General features: G+C 52.7%; 11 protein-coding genes. 8 read left to right on the plus strand and 3 right to left on the minus strand.

Annotation, left to right across the window (positions count from 1 at the left end):
* The first annotated feature begins 128 nt into the window (after positions 1-128).
* The 8 genes from secE (at position 129) to rpoC (ending at position 12,220) form a co-directional block, all read left to right on the plus strand.
* Positions 129-512 carry a preprotein translocase subunit SecE gene (secE, locus tag ACMGGX_RS10825; RefSeq protein ID WP_032644497.1) on the plus strand — a complete coding sequence of 128 codons (384 nt, stop codon included), beginning with the start codon at positions 129-131 and terminating at the stop codon, positions 510-512.
* 1 nt (position 513) lies between these two features.
* On the plus strand, positions 514-1,059 hold the full coding sequence (gene nusG, locus ACMGGX_RS10830; protein WP_002438628.1) for a transcription termination/antitermination protein NusG: 546 nt from the start codon (positions 514-516) through the stop codon (positions 1,057-1,059).
* 155 nt (positions 1,060-1,214) lie between these two features.
* Entirely contained in the window at positions 1,215-1,643 is a 429-nt protein-coding gene (gene rplK, locus ACMGGX_RS10835) for a 50S ribosomal protein L11 (protein WP_008503452.1), read from the plus strand.
* Between the two features lie 3 nt (positions 1,644-1,646).
* Positions 1,647-2,351, plus strand: coding sequence for a 50S ribosomal protein L1 (gene rplA, locus ACMGGX_RS10840; RefSeq protein WP_006810530.1), 705 nt, complete (start codon positions 1,647-1,649; stop codon positions 2,349-2,351).
* Between the two features lie 291 nt (positions 2,352-2,642).
* Positions 2,643-3,140, plus strand: coding sequence for a 50S ribosomal protein L10 (gene rplJ, locus ACMGGX_RS10845; protein ID WP_003862338.1), 498 nt, complete (start codon positions 2,643-2,645; stop codon positions 3,138-3,140).
* Between the two features lie 66 nt (positions 3,141-3,206).
* The gene (gene rplL, locus ACMGGX_RS10850; RefSeq protein ID WP_002445276.1) at positions 3,207-3,572 is read left to right on the plus strand and encodes a 50S ribosomal protein L7/L12; all 366 of its coding nucleotides are present in this window, start codon (positions 3,207-3,209) and stop codon (positions 3,570-3,572) included.
* Positions 3,573-3,891: 319 nt separating this feature from the next.
* A complete protein-coding gene (gene rpoB, locus ACMGGX_RS10855; protein WP_023334099.1) occupies positions 3,892-7,920 on the plus strand; it encodes a DNA-directed RNA polymerase subunit beta in 4,029 nt (1,342 codons plus the stop codon).
* Positions 7,921-7,996: 76 nt separating this feature from the next.
* Complete coding sequence (gene rpoC, locus ACMGGX_RS10860; RefSeq protein ID WP_023309968.1) at positions 7,997-12,220, plus strand: DNA-directed RNA polymerase subunit beta'; 4,224 nt, start codon at positions 7,997-7,999, stop codon at positions 12,218-12,220.
* Positions 12,221-12,335: 115 nt separating this feature from the next.
* Here rpoC and ACMGGX_RS10865 read toward each other — a convergent pair whose 3' ends face one another.
* From ACMGGX_RS10865 to ACMGGX_RS10875, 3 genes are all read right to left on the minus strand, one after another.
* Positions 12,336-12,653, minus strand: coding sequence for a PTS lactose/cellobiose transporter subunit IIA (locus ACMGGX_RS10865; protein ID WP_033146992.1), 318 nt, complete (start codon positions 12,651-12,653; stop codon positions 12,336-12,338).
* Positions 12,653-12,961, minus strand: a complete 309-nt coding sequence (locus tag ACMGGX_RS10870; RefSeq protein WP_023334100.1) for a PTS sugar transporter subunit IIB — start codon at positions 12,959-12,961, stop codon at positions 12,653-12,655. The genes ACMGGX_RS10865 and ACMGGX_RS10870 overlap by 1 nt, the downstream gene beginning before the upstream one ends.
* 179 nt (positions 12,962-13,140) lie before the next feature.
* On the minus strand, positions 13,141-14,682 hold the full coding sequence (locus ACMGGX_RS10875; RefSeq protein ID WP_420298359.1) for a sensor domain-containing diguanylate cyclase: 1,542 nt from the start codon (positions 14,680-14,682) through the stop codon (positions 13,141-13,143).
* Between the last annotated feature and the right edge of the window lie 150 nt (positions 14,683-14,832).

The following is a 14,832-nucleotide window of genomic DNA, read 5'->3' on the forward strand; positions in this document are numbered from 1 at the left end:
GTCATAATCATTGCTGAGACAGGCTCTGCAGAGAGCGTATAATCCATAAAGGGATTAGCGTTTCGATTTGGCTCGCCTCGCAATCGCGGGGTGAAATTATTTGTAGAATTCTTCTGACAGGTTGGTTTATGAGTGCGAATACCGAAGCTCAAGGGAGCGGGCGCGGCCTGGAAGCGATGAAGTGGATCGCTGTTGCCGTGCTGCTGATTGTGGCAATCGTTGGCAACTATCTTTATCGTGACATGATGCTGCCGCTCCGCGCGCTGGCAGTGGTGATTCTGATTGCTGCAGCGGGCGGTGTCGCGCTGTTGACGACTAAGGGTAAAGCAACCGTTGCTTTCGCTCGCGAAGCACGTACCGAAGTCCGCAAGGTCATTTGGCCGACTCGCCAGGAAACATTGCACACCACGCTGATCGTGGCTGCAGTGACTGCGGTAATGTCACTGATCCTGTGGGGACTGGATGGTATTCTGGTTCGCCTGGTTTCCTTTATTACTGGCCTGAGGTTCTAAGATGTCTGAAGCCCCTAAAAAGCGTTGGTACGTCGTTCAGGCGTTTTCCGGTTTTGAAGGCCGCGTAGCAACGTCGCTGCGTGAGCATATCAAATTACACAACATGGAAGAGTTATTTGGCGAAGTTATGGTTCCGACCGAAGAAGTGGTTGAGATCCGTGGCGGCCAACGTCGCAAAAGCGAGCGTAAATTCTTCCCGGGTTACGTGCTGGTTCAGATGGTGATGAACGACGCGAGCTGGCACCTGGTGCGCAGCGTACCGCGCGTGATGGGCTTTATCGGCGGCACGTCTGACCGTCCGGCGCCAATCAGCGACAAAGAAGTTGATGCGATTATGAACCGCCTGCAGCAGGTGGGTGATAAGCCGCGTCCGAAAACGCTGTTTGAACCGGGTGAAATGGTTCGTGTTAGCGACGGTCCGTTTGCTGACTTTAACGGTGTGGTTGAAGAAGTGGACTACGAGAAGTCCCGCCTGAAAGTTTCCGTTTCTATCTTTGGTCGTGCGACCCCGGTAGAACTGGACTTTGCGCAGGTCGAAAAAGCCTAAGCAGCGATCAAAAAAGCGGCGATTTAATCGTTGCACAGGGCGCGAGATTGGAATACAATTTCGCGCCTTTTGTTTTTATGGGCCCGGCCCGTAAAACGAATTTTATTCACGGGGAGCCTCCCTGAGGCGCTATCACCCAATCAGAGGATTTTAGAATGGCTAAGAAAGTACAAGCCTACGTCAAGCTGCAGGTTGCAGCTGGTATGGCGAACCCAAGTCCACCAGTTGGTCCAGCTCTGGGTCAGCAGGGTGTGAACATCATGGAATTCTGTAAAGCGTTCAACGCCAAAACCGAATCCCTGGAAAAAGGTCTGCCAATCCCAGTCGTAATCACTGTTTACGCTGACCGTTCTTTCACTTTCGTTACCAAAACCCCTCCAGCAGCTGTTCTGCTGAAGAAAGCGGCTGGTATCAAGTCTGGTTCCGGTAAACCGAACAAAGACAAAGTGGGTAAAATTTCCCGCGCTCAGCTGCAGGAAATCGCGCAGACCAAAGCTGCCGACATGACTGGTGCCGACATTGAAGCGATGACTCGCTCAATCGAAGGTACTGCACGTTCCATGGGCCTGGTAGTGGAGGACTAAGAAATGGCTAAACTGACCAAGCGCATGTCCGTGATCCGTGACAAAGTTGATGCGACCAAACAGTACGACATCAACGAAGCTATCGCTCTGCTGAAAGAACTGGCAACTGCTAAGTTCGTTGAAAGCGTTGACGTTGCCGTTAACCTCGGCATCGACGCTCGTAAATCCGATCAGAACGTTCGTGGCGCAACTGTACTGCCACACGGTACTGGCCGTTCCGTTCGCGTAGCTGTATTTGCTCAGGGTGCAAACGCTGAAGCTGCTAAAGCTGCCGGCGCTGAACTGGTAGGTATGGAAGATCTGGCTGATCAGATCAAGAAAGGCGAAATGAACTTTGACGTTGTTATTGCTTCTCCAGATGCAATGCGCGTTGTTGGCCAGCTGGGCCAGGTTCTGGGTCCACGCGGCCTGATGCCTAACCCGAAAGTGGGTACTGTAACTCCTAACGTTGCTGAAGCGGTTAAGAACGCTAAAGCAGGTCAGGTTCGTTATCGTAACGACAAAAACGGCATCATCCACACCACCATCGGTAAAGTGGACTTTGACGCTGACAAACTGAAAGAAAACCTGGAAGCTCTGCTGGTTGCGCTGAAAAAAGCTAAACCAACTCAGGCGAAAGGCGTGTACATCAAGAAAGTTAGCATCTCCACCACCATGGGTGCAGGTGTTGCAGTTGACCAGGCTGGCCTGAGCGCTGCTGCAAACTAATGCCTTTACGTGGGCGGTGATTTTGTCTACAATCTTACCCCCACGTTTGCTAACGAAAGTTAGCGGCTAAAAGATTTGTTCGTTGGAGCCTGGCCTAATCCAGGCCTCCGTCGAAGACCGCAGGTGTTTCGCAAGAGACTTAATCCCCTGCGTAGACGGTGACAGAACGCTAAGATTATTTTTGGATACTCTGGCTTGTTTCTGCTCACCGTATTAAGACGCTCTTTCCGTTTGGGAGAGTGAAGTGAGTTCCGGAACATGAGTTCCGGCAAACATCCAGGAGCAAAGCTAATGGCTTTAAATCTTCAAGACAAACAAGCGATTGTTGCTGAAGTCAGCGAAGTAGCCAAAGGCGCGCTGTCTGCAGTAGTTGCGGATTCCCGTGGCGTTACTGTAGACAAAATGACTGAACTGCGTAAAGCAGGTCGTGAAGCTGGCGTATACATGCGTGTTGTTCGTAACACCCTGCTGCGCCGCGTAGTTGAAGGTACTCAGTTCGAGTGCCTGAAAGACACGTTTGTTGGTCCGACCCTGATTGCATACTCTATGGAACACCCGGGCGCTGCTGCTCGTCTGTTCAAAGAGTTCGCGAAAGCGAATGCAAAATTTGAGGTCAAAGCTGCAGCCTTTGAAGGTGAGTTGATCCCGGCATCGCAAATCGATCGCCTGGCAACCCTGCCGACCTACGAAGAAGCAATTGCACGCCTGATGGCAACCATGAAAGAAGCTGCGGCTGGCAAACTGGTTCGCACTCTGGCTGCTGTACGCGATGCGAAAGAAGCTGCTTAATCGCAGTTATCTTTATAAAGCATTTGCTTACGTATAAACTTATTCTGATTTTCAGGAACAATTTAAATGTCTATCACTAAAGATCAAATCATTGAAGCAGTAGCAGCTATGTCCGTAATGGACGTTGTAGAGCTGGTTTCTGCAATGGAAGAAAAATTCGGTGTTTCTGCTGCTGCTGCTGTAGCTGTAGCTGCGGGCCCGGCTGAAGCTGCTGAAGAAAAAACTGAATTCGACGTAATTCTGAAAGCTGCTGGCGCTAACAAAGTTGCTGTTATCAAAGCAGTACGTGGCGCAACTGGCCTGGGTCTGAAAGAAGCTAAAGACCTGGTAGAATCTGCTCCAGCTGCGCTGAAAGAAGGCGTGAGCAAAGACGACGCAGAAGCACTGAAAAAATCTCTGGAAGAAGCTGGCGCTGAAGTTGAAGTTAAATAAGCCAACTTTTCTGGTTGCAGCCTAAGTAATTAGGCTGATGGCTGGTGACTTTTTAGTCACCAGCCTTTTTGCGCTGTAAGGCATCAGTAGCATTTCACACTGTTTGACTGCTGATTGTCCTGACAATGCATGTTTCTATCGACGACTTAATATATTGCGACAGGGTGCTCGCTCTGTGTAAATCGCGACGAAATGATTTAAGCGTGATAGCAACAGGTATTGCGGAAAGTATTCAATTTTCCGGTCCACAAAATGGTGTTGCACAAACTGTCCCTTCGTCGGACAGATGGGTCGACTTGTCAGCGAGCTGAGGAACCCTATGGTTTACTCCTATACCGAGAAAAAACGTATTCGTAAGGATTTTGGTAAACGTCCACAAGTTCTGGACATTCCATATCTCCTTTCTATCCAGCTTGACTCGTTCCAGAAGTTTATCGAGCAAGATCCTGAAGGGCAGTACGGTCTGGAAGCAGCCTTCCGCTCCGTGTTCCCGATTCAGAGCTACAGCGGTAACTCCGAGCTGCAGTACGTCAGCTACCGCCTTGGCGAACCGGTGTTTGACGTTCAGGAATGTCAGATCCGTGGCGTGACCTATTCCGCACCGCTGCGCGTAAAACTGCGTCTGGTGATCTACGAGCGCGAAGCGCCGGAAGGCACCGTAAAAGACATTAAAGAACAAGAAGTCTACATGGGTGAAATTCCACTCATGACAGACAACGGTACTTTCGTTATCAACGGTACTGAGCGTGTTATCGTTTCCCAGCTGCACCGTAGCCCGGGCGTCTTCTTCGACAGCGATAAAGGTAAAACACACTCTTCCGGTAAAGTACTGTATAACGCACGCATCATTCCTTACCGTGGTTCATGGCTGGACTTCGAGTTCGATCCGAAAGACAACCTGTTTGTCCGTATCGACCGTCGTCGTAAGCTGCCTGCAACCATCATTCTGCGTGCGCTGCAATACACCACTGAACAGATCCTGGACCTGTTCTTTGAGAAAGTGATCTTTGAAATCCGCGACAACAAGCTGCAGATGGAGCTGGTGCCGGAACGTCTGCGTGGCGAGACCGCGTCGTTCGACATCGAAGCCGACGGCAAAGTGTATGTGGAAAAAGGTCGCCGTATCACCGCGCGCCACATCCGCCAGCTGGAAAAAGATGATATCAAACTCATCGAAGTTCCGGTTGAGTACATTGCAGGAAAAGTAGCCGCGAAAGATTACGTTGACGAGTCAACGGGTGAGCTGATCTGCCCAGCGAACATGGAGCTGAGCCTGGATCTGCTGGCTAAGCTGAGCCAGTCTGGCCACAAACGTATCGAAACGCTGTTCACCAACGATCTGGACCACGGCGCGTATATTTCTGAAACTATTCGCGTCGACCCAACCACCGATCGTCTGAGCGCGCTGGTAGAAATCTACCGCATGATGCGTCCTGGTGAGCCACCAACTCGCGAAGCGGCGGAAAGCCTGTTCGAGAACCTGTTCTTCTCCGAAGACCGCTACGATCTGTCCGCGGTTGGTCGTATGAAGTTCAACCGTTCTCTGCTGCGCGACGAAATCGAAGGTTCCGGTATCCTGAGCAAAGACGACATCATCGAAGTGATGAAGAAGCTCATCGATATCCGTAACGGTAAAGGCGAAGTGGACGATATCGACCACCTCGGCAACCGTCGTATCCGTTCCGTAGGCGAAATGGCGGAAAACCAATTCCGCGTTGGCCTGGTACGTGTAGAGCGTGCGGTGAAAGAGCGTCTGTCTCTGGGCGATCTGGATACCCTGATGCCTCAGGATATGATCAACGCCAAGCCGATTTCTGCAGCAGTGAAAGAGTTCTTCGGTTCAAGCCAGCTGTCTCAGTTCATGGACCAGAACAACCCGCTGTCTGAGATTACGCACAAACGTCGTATCTCTGCACTCGGCCCAGGCGGTCTGACCCGTGAACGCGCAGGCTTTGAAGTTCGAGACGTACACCCGACGCACTACGGTCGCGTATGTCCAATCGAAACGCCTGAAGGTCCAAACATCGGTCTGATCAACTCCCTGTCCGTGTACGCACAGACTAACGAATACGGTTTCCTCGAGACCCCGTACCGTAAAGTGACCGACGGTGTTGTAACCGACGAAATTCACTACCTGTCTGCTATCGAAGAAGGCAACTACGTTATCGCTCAGGCGAACTCCAACCTGGATGACGAAGGCCACTTTGTAGAAGATCTGGTTACCTGCCGTAGCAAAGGCGAATCCAGCTTGTTCAGCCGCGACCAGGTTGACTACATGGACGTATCCACCCAGCAGGTGGTATCCGTCGGTGCGTCCCTGATCCCATTCCTGGAACACGATGACGCCAACCGTGCATTGATGGGTGCGAACATGCAACGTCAGGCCGTTCCAACTCTGCGCGCTGATAAGCCGCTGGTTGGTACCGGTATGGAACGTGCTGTTGCCGTTGACTCCGGTGTTACTGCAGTTGCTAAACGTGGCGGTACTGTTCAGTACGTCGATGCATCCCGTATCGTTATCAAAGTTAACGAAGACGAGATGTATCCGGGCGAAGCAGGTATCGACATTTATAACCTGACCAAATACACCCGTTCTAACCAGAACACCTGTATCAACCAGATGCCTTGCGTATCTCTGGGTGAGCCAGTTGAGCGCGGCGACGTGCTGGCAGACGGTCCGTCCACCGACCTCGGTGAACTGGCGCTCGGTCAGAACATGCGCGTAGCGTTCATGCCGTGGAACGGTTACAACTTCGAAGACTCCATCCTCGTCTCCGAGCGTGTGGTTCAGGAAGATCGTTTCACCACCATCCACATTCAGGAACTGGCATGTGTGTCCCGTGACACCAAGCTGGGGCCAGAAGAGATCACCGCTGACATCCCTAACGTGGGTGAAGCTGCGCTCTCCAAACTGGATGAGTCCGGTATCGTTTATATCGGTGCGGAAGTGACCGGCGGCGACATTCTGGTTGGTAAGGTTACGCCGAAAGGTGAAACCCAGCTGACGCCAGAAGAGAAACTGCTGCGTGCAATCTTCGGTGAGAAAGCGTCTGACGTTAAAGACTCTTCTCTGCGCGTACCAAACGGTGTTTCCGGTACGGTTATCGACGTTCAGGTCTTCACCCGTGACGGCGTTGAAAAAGATAAGCGTGCGCTGGAAATCGAAGAGATGCAGCTCAAACAGGCTAAGAAAGACCTGTCTGAAGAACTGCAGATCCTCGAAGCGGGTCTGTTCAGCCGTATCTATGCGGTGCTGGTTGCCGGTGGCGTTGAAGCTGAGAAGCTCGACAAACTGCCACGCGATCGCTGGCTGGAACTGGGCCTGACCGACGAAGAGAAACAAAATCAGCTGGAACAGCTGGCTGAGCAGTATGACGAACTGAAACACGAGTTCGAGAAAAAACTCGAAGCGAAACGCCGCAAAATCACTCAGGGCGACGATCTGGCACCAGGCGTGCTGAAGATTGTTAAGGTGTATCTGGCCGTTAAACGTCAGATCCAGCCTGGTGATAAGATGGCAGGTCGTCACGGTAACAAGGGTGTTATCTCTAAGATCAACCCGATCGAAGATATGCCGCACGATGCTAACGGTACGCCGGTAGATATCGTGCTGAACCCGCTGGGCGTACCGTCTCGTATGAACATCGGTCAGATCCTGGAAACTCACCTGGGTATGGCTGCGAAAGGTATCGGCGACAAGATTAACGCCATGCTGAAGCAGCAGGAAGAAGTCGCGAAACTGCGCGAATTCATCCAGCGTGCCTACGATCTGGGTACCGACGTTCGTCAGAAAGTCGACCTGAATACCTTCAGTGATGAAGAAGTGCTGCGCCTGGCTGAGAACCTGAAAAAAGGTATGCCAATCGCAACGCCGGTCTTCGATGGTGCGAAAGAAGCTGAAATTAAAGAGCTGCTGCAACTGGGTGGTCTGCCAACGTCTGGTCAGATTACGCTGTTTGACGGCCGTACCGGTGAACAGTTCGAGCGTCCGGTAACCGTAGGTTACATGTACATGCTGAAACTGAACCACCTGGTCGACGACAAGATGCACGCTCGTTCTACCGGTTCTTACAGCCTGGTTACTCAGCAGCCGCTGGGTGGTAAGGCACAGTTCGGTGGTCAGCGCTTCGGGGAGATGGAAGTGTGGGCGCTGGAAGCATACGGCGCGGCATACACCCTGCAGGAAATGCTCACCGTTAAGTCTGATGACGTGAACGGTCGTACCAAGATGTATAAAAACATCGTGGACGGCAACCATCAGATGGAGCCGGGCATGCCAGAATCCTTCAACGTACTGTTGAAAGAGATTCGTTCGCTGGGTATCAACATCGAACTGGAAGACGAGTAATTCTCGCTCAAACAGGTCACTGGTGCCGGGTTAACCCCCGGCACCAGATTGTGCTAACTCCGACGGGAGCAAATCCGTGAAAGATTTATTAAAGTTTCTGAAAGCGCAGACTAAAACCGAAGAGTTTGATGCGATCAAAATTGCTCTGGCTTCGCCAGACATGATCCGTTCATGGTCATTCGGTGAAGTTAAAAAGCCGGAAACCATCAACTACCGTACGTTCAAACCTGAGCGTGACGGCCTTTTCTGTGCGCGTATTTTCGGGCCAGTAAAAGATTACGAGTGCCTGTGCGGTAAGTACAAGCGCCTGAAACACCGTGGTGTGATCTGTGAGAAGTGCGGCGTTGAAGTGACCCAGACCAAAGTGCGTCGTGAGCGCATGGGCCACATCGAGCTGGCGTCTCCGACCGCTCACATCTGGTTCCTGAAATCTCTGCCGTCCCGTATCGGTTTGCTGCTGGATATGCCGCTGCGCGATATCGAACGCGTTCTGTACTTCGAATCTTATGTGGTTATCGAAGGCGGGATGACGAACCTGGAACGTCATCAGATCCTGACTGAAGAGCAGTATCTGGACGCGCTGGAAGAGTTCGGTGACGAATTCGACGCGAAGATGGGTGCGGAAGCTATTCAGGCCCTGCTGAAGAGCATGGATCTGGAGCAAGAGTGCGAGCAGCTGCGTGAAGAGCTGAACGAAACCAACTCCGAAACCAAACGTAAAAAGCTGACCAAGCGTATCAAACTGCTGGAAGCGTTCGTTCAGTCTGGTAACAAACCAGAGTGGATGATCCTGACCGTTCTGCCGGTTCTGCCGCCAGATCTGCGTCCACTGGTTCCGCTGGATGGTGGTCGTTTCGCAACGTCCGATCTGAACGATCTGTATCGTCGCGTTATCAACCGTAACAACCGTCTGAAACGTCTGCTGGATCTGGCTGCGCCGGACATCATCGTACGCAACGAAAAACGTATGCTGCAGGAAGCGGTAGATGCCCTGCTGGATAACGGTCGTCGCGGTCGTGCAATCACCGGTTCTAACAAGCGTCCTCTGAAATCTTTGGCCGACATGATCAAAGGTAAACAGGGTCGTTTCCGTCAGAACCTGCTCGGTAAGCGTGTTGACTACTCCGGTCGTTCTGTAATCACCGTAGGTCCATACCTGCGTCTGCATCAGTGCGGTCTGCCGAAGAAAATGGCACTGGAGCTGTTCAAACCGTTCATCTACGGCAAGCTGGAACTGCGTGGCCTGGCCACCACCATCAAAGCCGCTAAGAAAATGGTTGAGCGTGAAGAAGCTGTCGTTTGGGATATCCTGGACGAAGTTATCCGCGAACACCCGGTACTGCTGAACCGTGCACCAACTCTGCACCGTTTGGGTATCCAGGCATTTGAGCCAGTCCTGATCGAAGGTAAAGCTATCCAGCTGCACCCGCTGGTTTGTGCGGCATATAACGCCGACTTCGATGGTGACCAGATGGCTGTTCACGTACCGCTGACGCTGGAAGCCCAGCTCGAAGCGCGTGCGCTGATGATGTCTACCAACAACATCCTGTCTCCAGCGAACGGTGAACCTATCATCGTTCCTTCTCAGGACGTTGTATTGGGTCTGTACTACATGACCCGTGACTGTGTTAACGCCAAAGGCGAAGGCATGGTGCTGACTGGCCCGAAAGAAGCTGAGCGTATTTATCGCGCTGGCCTGGCCTCTCTGCATGCGCGCGTTAAAGTGCGTATCACCGAATACGAAAAAGATGAAAACGGCGAATTCGTTGCGAAAACCAGCCTGAAAGACACGACCGTTGGCCGTGCCATTCTGTGGATGATCGTACCGAAAGGTCTGCCTTTCTCCATCGTCAACCAGGCGCTGGGCAAGAAAGCGATCTCCAAAATGCTGAACACCTGTTACCGCATTCTGGGTCTGAAGCCGACCGTTATCTTCGCTGACCAGACAATGTATACCGGCTTTGCTTATGCAGCGCGTTCAGGTGCATCTGTTGGTATCGATGACATGGTCATCCCAGAGAAGAAACACGAGATCATCTCTGAAGCGGAAGCCGAAGTTGCTGAGATCCAGGAGCAGTTCCAGTCTGGTCTGGTTACCGCGGGCGAACGCTATAACAAAGTTATCGATATCTGGGCAGCGGCGAACGATCGTGTATCCAAAGCGATGATGGATAACCTGCAGACCGAAACCGTGATTAACCGTGACGGCGTAGAAGAGCAGCAGGTTTCCTTCAACAGCATCTACATGATGGCCGACTCCGGTGCGCGTGGTTCCGCAGCACAGATTCGTCAGCTGGCAGGTATGCGTGGTCTGATGGCGAAGCCAGATGGCTCCATCATCGAAACGCCAATCACCGCGAACTTCCGTGAAGGTCTGAACGTACTCCAGTACTTCATCTCCACGCACGGTGCTCGTAAAGGTCTGGCGGATACCGCACTGAAAACTGCGAACTCCGGTTATCTGACGCGTCGTCTGGTTGACGTTGCGCAGGATCTGGTTGTGACCGAAGACGATTGTGGCACCCTCGAAGGTATCACCATGACCCCGGTTATCGAGGGTGGTGATGTTAAAGAGCCACTGCGCGATCGCGTTCTGGGTCGTGTAACAGCGGAAGACATTCTGAAGCCGGGTACTGCAGACATCCTGGTTCCACGCAACACGCTGCTGCACGAGCACTGGTGTGACCTGCTGGAAGCGAACTCTGTTGACTCCGTGAAAGTACGTTCCGTTGTATCCTGTGACACCGACTTTGGTGTATGTGCGCACTGCTATGGTCGTGACCTGGCGCGTGGCCACATCATCAACAAAGGTGAAGCAATCGGCGTTATCGCGGCACAGTCCATCGGTGAGCCGGGTACACAGCTGACGATGCGTACGTTCCACATCGGTGGTGCGGCATCTCGTGCGGCTGCTGAATCCAGCATCCAGGTGAAAAACAAAGGTAGCATCAAGCTCAGCAACGCGAAGTCTGTTGTTAACTCCGCTGGCAAGCTGGTTGTGACCTCTCGTAACACCGAGCTGAAGCTGATCGACGAATTCGGTCGTACCAAAGAGAGCTATAAAGTGCCTTACGGTGCGGTTATGGCGAAAGGTGATGGCGAGCAGGTTGCCGGCGGTGAAACCGTTGCAAACTGGGATCCACACACCATGCCGGTTATCACCGAAGTAAGTGGTTTCATCCGCTTCACTGACATGATCGACGGCCAGACCATTACTCGTCAGACCGACGAGCTGACCGGTCTGTCTTCTCTGGTGGTTCTGGATTCTGCTGAACGTACTACCGGTGGTAAAGATCTGCGTCCTGCACTGAAAATCGTTGATGCTCAGGGTAACGACGTTCTGATCCCTGGTACCGACATGCCTGCGCAGTACTTCCTGCCAGGTAAAGCGATCGTTCAGCTGGAAGATGGCATTCAGATCGGTGCGGGTGATGCTTTGGCGCGTATTCCACAGGAATCCAGCGGTACCAAGGATATCACCGGTGGTCTGCCACGCGTTGCGGACCTGTTCGAAGCACGTCGTCCGAAAGAGCCTGCAATCCTGGCTGAAATCAGCGGTATCATCTCCTTCGGTAAAGAGACCAAAGGGAAGCGCCGTCTGGTTATCACTCCAGTAGATGGCAGCGAACCGTACGAAGAGATGATTCCTAAGTGGCGTCAGCTCAACGTGTTCGAAGGTGAACGTGTAGAACGTGGTGACGTGGTTTCCGATGGTCCAGAAGCTCCGCACGACATTCTGCGTCTTCGTGGCGTACACGCGGTAACGCGTTACATCACCAACGAAGTACAGGACGTTTACCGTCTGCAGGGCGTTAAGATTAACGATAAGCACATCGAAGTTATCGTTCGTCAGATGCTGCGTAAAGCAACCATCGAAAACGCAGGCAGCTCCGAGTTCCTGGAAGGCGAGCAGGTTGAATACTCACGCGTCAAGATCGCTAACCGCGAACTGGAAGCGAACGGCAAAATCGGTGCGACCTTCTCGCGCGATCTGCTGGGTATCACCAAAGCGTCTCTGGCAACCGAGTCCTTCATCTCTGCAGCATCGTTCCAGGAAACGACTCGTGTCCTGACCGAAGCCGCTGTTGCAGGTAAACGTGATGAACTGCGCGGTCTGAAAGAGAACGTCATCGTGGGTCGTCTGATCCCGGCGGGTACCGGTTATGCGTACCACCAGGATCGCATGCGTCGTCGTGCTGCGGGCGAACTGCCAGCTGCACCGCAGGTAACTGCTGAAGATGCATCCGCGAGCCTGGCAGAACTGCTGAACGCAGGTCTGGGCGGTTCCGACAACGAGTAATCGTTGATGCCCGGTGATGAACATTACCGGGCATGTGCCTCGTAGGTCGGGTAAGCGCAGCGCCACCCGACAATAAAAAACCCGCTTCGGCGGGTTTTTTTACATCTGTAGGTTATCAGTTTACCAAAGGGATCCTACGATAAAGCTCAATCATATCGCCCGCCAGATCCTGAATGACCATCGCGTTCATCAGGTGATCCTGAGAGTGGACGGTTATCAGGTTTACCGGAAGCTTCCCGGTCCCTTCGTCAAAACCGATAAGCTGAGTCTGGATCGTGTGCGCATGTTTCACATATTCGCGCGACTCTTCCATCGCTTTTTCTGCTTCGTCAAACTCACCTTTACGCGCCATCTGTAACGCAGTCAGGGCCGCACTGCGCGCCGCGCCTGCGTTGACCAGCAGTTCCATAATCGTGGTTTCTAAGTCTTCCATTATGACTCCAGAAGTTTGAGCGCTTTTTCCAGTACGGCATCGCCTTTCATCATGCCGTAATCCATCATGTCGATCACCGCGACCTTTTTACCCAGCGGCTCGGCCTGCGCCTGAAGTTTCGCCTGCTCGTATTTAACCTGTGGCCCCAGCAATACGATGTCGGCCGTCGCGATGTTGTCTTTAAACTCCGCAACCGGAACGGCTTTAATGGTGACTTCAACCCCTTTTTTCTGCGCGGCGTCTTTCATACGTTGAACCAGCATGCTGGTTGACATCCCCGCTGCACAGCATAAAACGATGTTCTTCATAATCAGCCTCGATCTACATGTGTTTATTGATAATTATCCCGTGCAGAGCGCTTCAACAACCGGTTTACCGCGATTGTGTGTCAGGCATCACAAAGAAACCGGTGATTTTCTGAAACCGGTTACAATTTTACATTGTCGGGTACCCGCCCGTGGAAACGGGCAGGGTGAAACAGGGAGGATTAGCTGATGGACGTTCGGTTAATGCGGTTTTTGCCCTGCTGTTTGGCGCTGTAGAGGGCGCTATCAACGCTTCCGACAAATTGATCCAGCGGTTCAAAATGCCACTCCCCAAGACCGCCGCTGAACGTAACCCGCAGGTTTTCTTCTCGCCAGACGCGTTTTTCAACTGCGGTACGCCAGGCTTCCAGCAATGAGAGCGCAGACGCCATCTGCTCAGCCTGGAAAATTACCGCAAACTCTTCTCCACCGTACCGGTAAAGCGAGACGTGATGTGGCTGCATGATCTGGATCCCTTCGCGGGCCACGTTGCGCAGAACGATATCACCGGTCAGGTGGCCCAGCGTGTCGTTAATCGACTTGAAGTTATCAATGTCCACCAGCGCCAGCGCGAAAGGCTGCTGGGCATTCAGCAGCTCCGCGATATCGCTATCGAACGCGCGGCGGTTTTTACAGCCCGTCAGCGCATCGTGAGTGGCCTGACGCACATAGGCCATCTCACGCTCTTTATTGGACTGGATAGTATGGCTCAGCATCGCTTCCAGGCGCGGCGCCTCGCTGACGTCGCCGGTTTTGATGGCATTGATAATGTGCATCAGCACGGTACGCGAGGCGTGGCGGAGGTATAAGCCGAAGAGGATTATGATGATGGCCGCCAGCGCAAACCCCCAGCCAACAATCGTTGTTTCGTGGCGGGTGATATCGGTGAGCGTCTCGCCAGAGACCCGGTAGATGACAAACCAGTCCGGATTGGTGAATGAGTAGTAGTAATACCAGGCGTTGCTTTTCTTATCGTAAAGGTGGCCTTCGCCGCTGGTCATTTTGTCCATCAGCGCTTCGCTCACGTACTGTTTGAAAAGCGCGCCCGTATCCGGGTGAAGCACAACGGCGCCGTCGCGTTCAACGACGAAGAATTCTCCCTGAACGGGCGCCACCATCTGACGCAGTGTAAAGCCCATTGACGTCAAATCGAGATGAAACGCGATCGTTCCCTTCAGTCTGCCTTCGGGTGAAATCAAGGGCTTATAAAGTGTGACCGTCGGATGGCCGGTGAAGTAGTCCATGTACGGGCGAGTATAGTGGCTGAAGATACTGGCTTCGGCCTGCGCGATAAACCACGGCCGCTTCCGGGGATCGAAGGTTTTACTCTTCTCCGTGGGGAGCACTTCCGGCGCACGGAGATAATGCCCCTGCGTATCCGCCAGCGAGATGGAGGACACGGTCGGCATCAGGTTTTGCAAATGCATCATCATCTGCAGCCCCTGCGTCGGGTTGACGTTGAGCGTCTCATTTAGCCTGTCGTCGCGGGCAAAGTACATCGCGGAACGGCCCAGGATATAGTCGTTTTCACGCAGGATAGACTCGGTGTAGTTCACCGCCAGGTTGTGCGTGAAATTGCTGTTGATCTGATGATAATCCTCAAGAAAATCCTTTCGTTGCGAAAGCGTCACCGCGATCGCGATCACCGCAAAACTGCAGAGGATCCCCGCGAAGCTGAGCATGATTGGCCGGGTAAAAGAGAGCTTTTTGCTGTGAAGTGCCATGAGCTGTACATCGTTCCTGATGGTGAATACTTTTCGTCTGCCGATATCCTCTCAGCATAGTCGCTGTCCTGCGGTTAGCGGTGAATTATACGGCACACGATTTCTGGCGGGATGATTTATCTTAAGAACCATTAAGAAAATACTTATTCA

It is taken from the genome of Enterobacter sp. BNK-29 (assembly GCF_048684785.1).
Classification (GTDB): Bacteria; Pseudomonadota; Gammaproteobacteria; order Enterobacterales; family Enterobacteriaceae; genus Enterobacter; species Enterobacter cloacae_M.

What these genes read in the sequence shown, in the direction of transcription:
- secE (WP_032644497.1), top strand. Translation starts at nt 129, where the DNA reads ATGAGTGCGAATACCGAAGCTCAAGGGAGCGGGCGCGGCCTGGAAGCG.
- nusG (WP_002438628.1), top strand. Translation starts at nt 514, where the DNA reads ATGTCTGAAGCCCCTAAAAAGCGTTGGTACGTCGTTCAGGCGTTTTCC.
- rplK (WP_008503452.1), top strand. Translation starts at nt 1,215, where the DNA reads ATGGCTAAGAAAGTACAAGCCTACGTCAAGCTGCAGGTTGCAGCTGGT.
- rplA (WP_006810530.1), top strand. Translation starts at nt 1,647, where the DNA reads ATGGCTAAACTGACCAAGCGCATGTCCGTGATCCGTGACAAAGTTGAT.
- rplJ (WP_003862338.1), top strand. Translation starts at nt 2,643, where the DNA reads ATGGCTTTAAATCTTCAAGACAAACAAGCGATTGTTGCTGAAGTCAGC.
- rplL (WP_002445276.1), top strand. Translation starts at nt 3,207, where the DNA reads ATGTCTATCACTAAAGATCAAATCATTGAAGCAGTAGCAGCTATGTCC.
- rpoB (WP_023334099.1), top strand. Translation starts at nt 3,892, where the DNA reads ATGGTTTACTCCTATACCGAGAAAAAACGTATTCGTAAGGATTTTGGT.
- ACMGGX_RS10865 (WP_033146992.1), bottom strand. Translation starts at nt 12,653, where the DNA reads ATGGAAGACTTAGAAACCACGATTATGGAACTGCTGGTCAACGCAGGC.
- ACMGGX_RS10870 (WP_023334100.1), bottom strand. Translation starts at nt 12,961, where the DNA reads ATGAAGAACATCGTTTTATGCTGTGCAGCGGGGATGTCAACCAGCATG.
- ACMGGX_RS10875 (WP_420298359.1), bottom strand. Translation starts at nt 14,682, where the DNA reads ATGGCACTTCACAGCAAAAAGCTCTCTTTTACCCGGCCAATCATGCTC.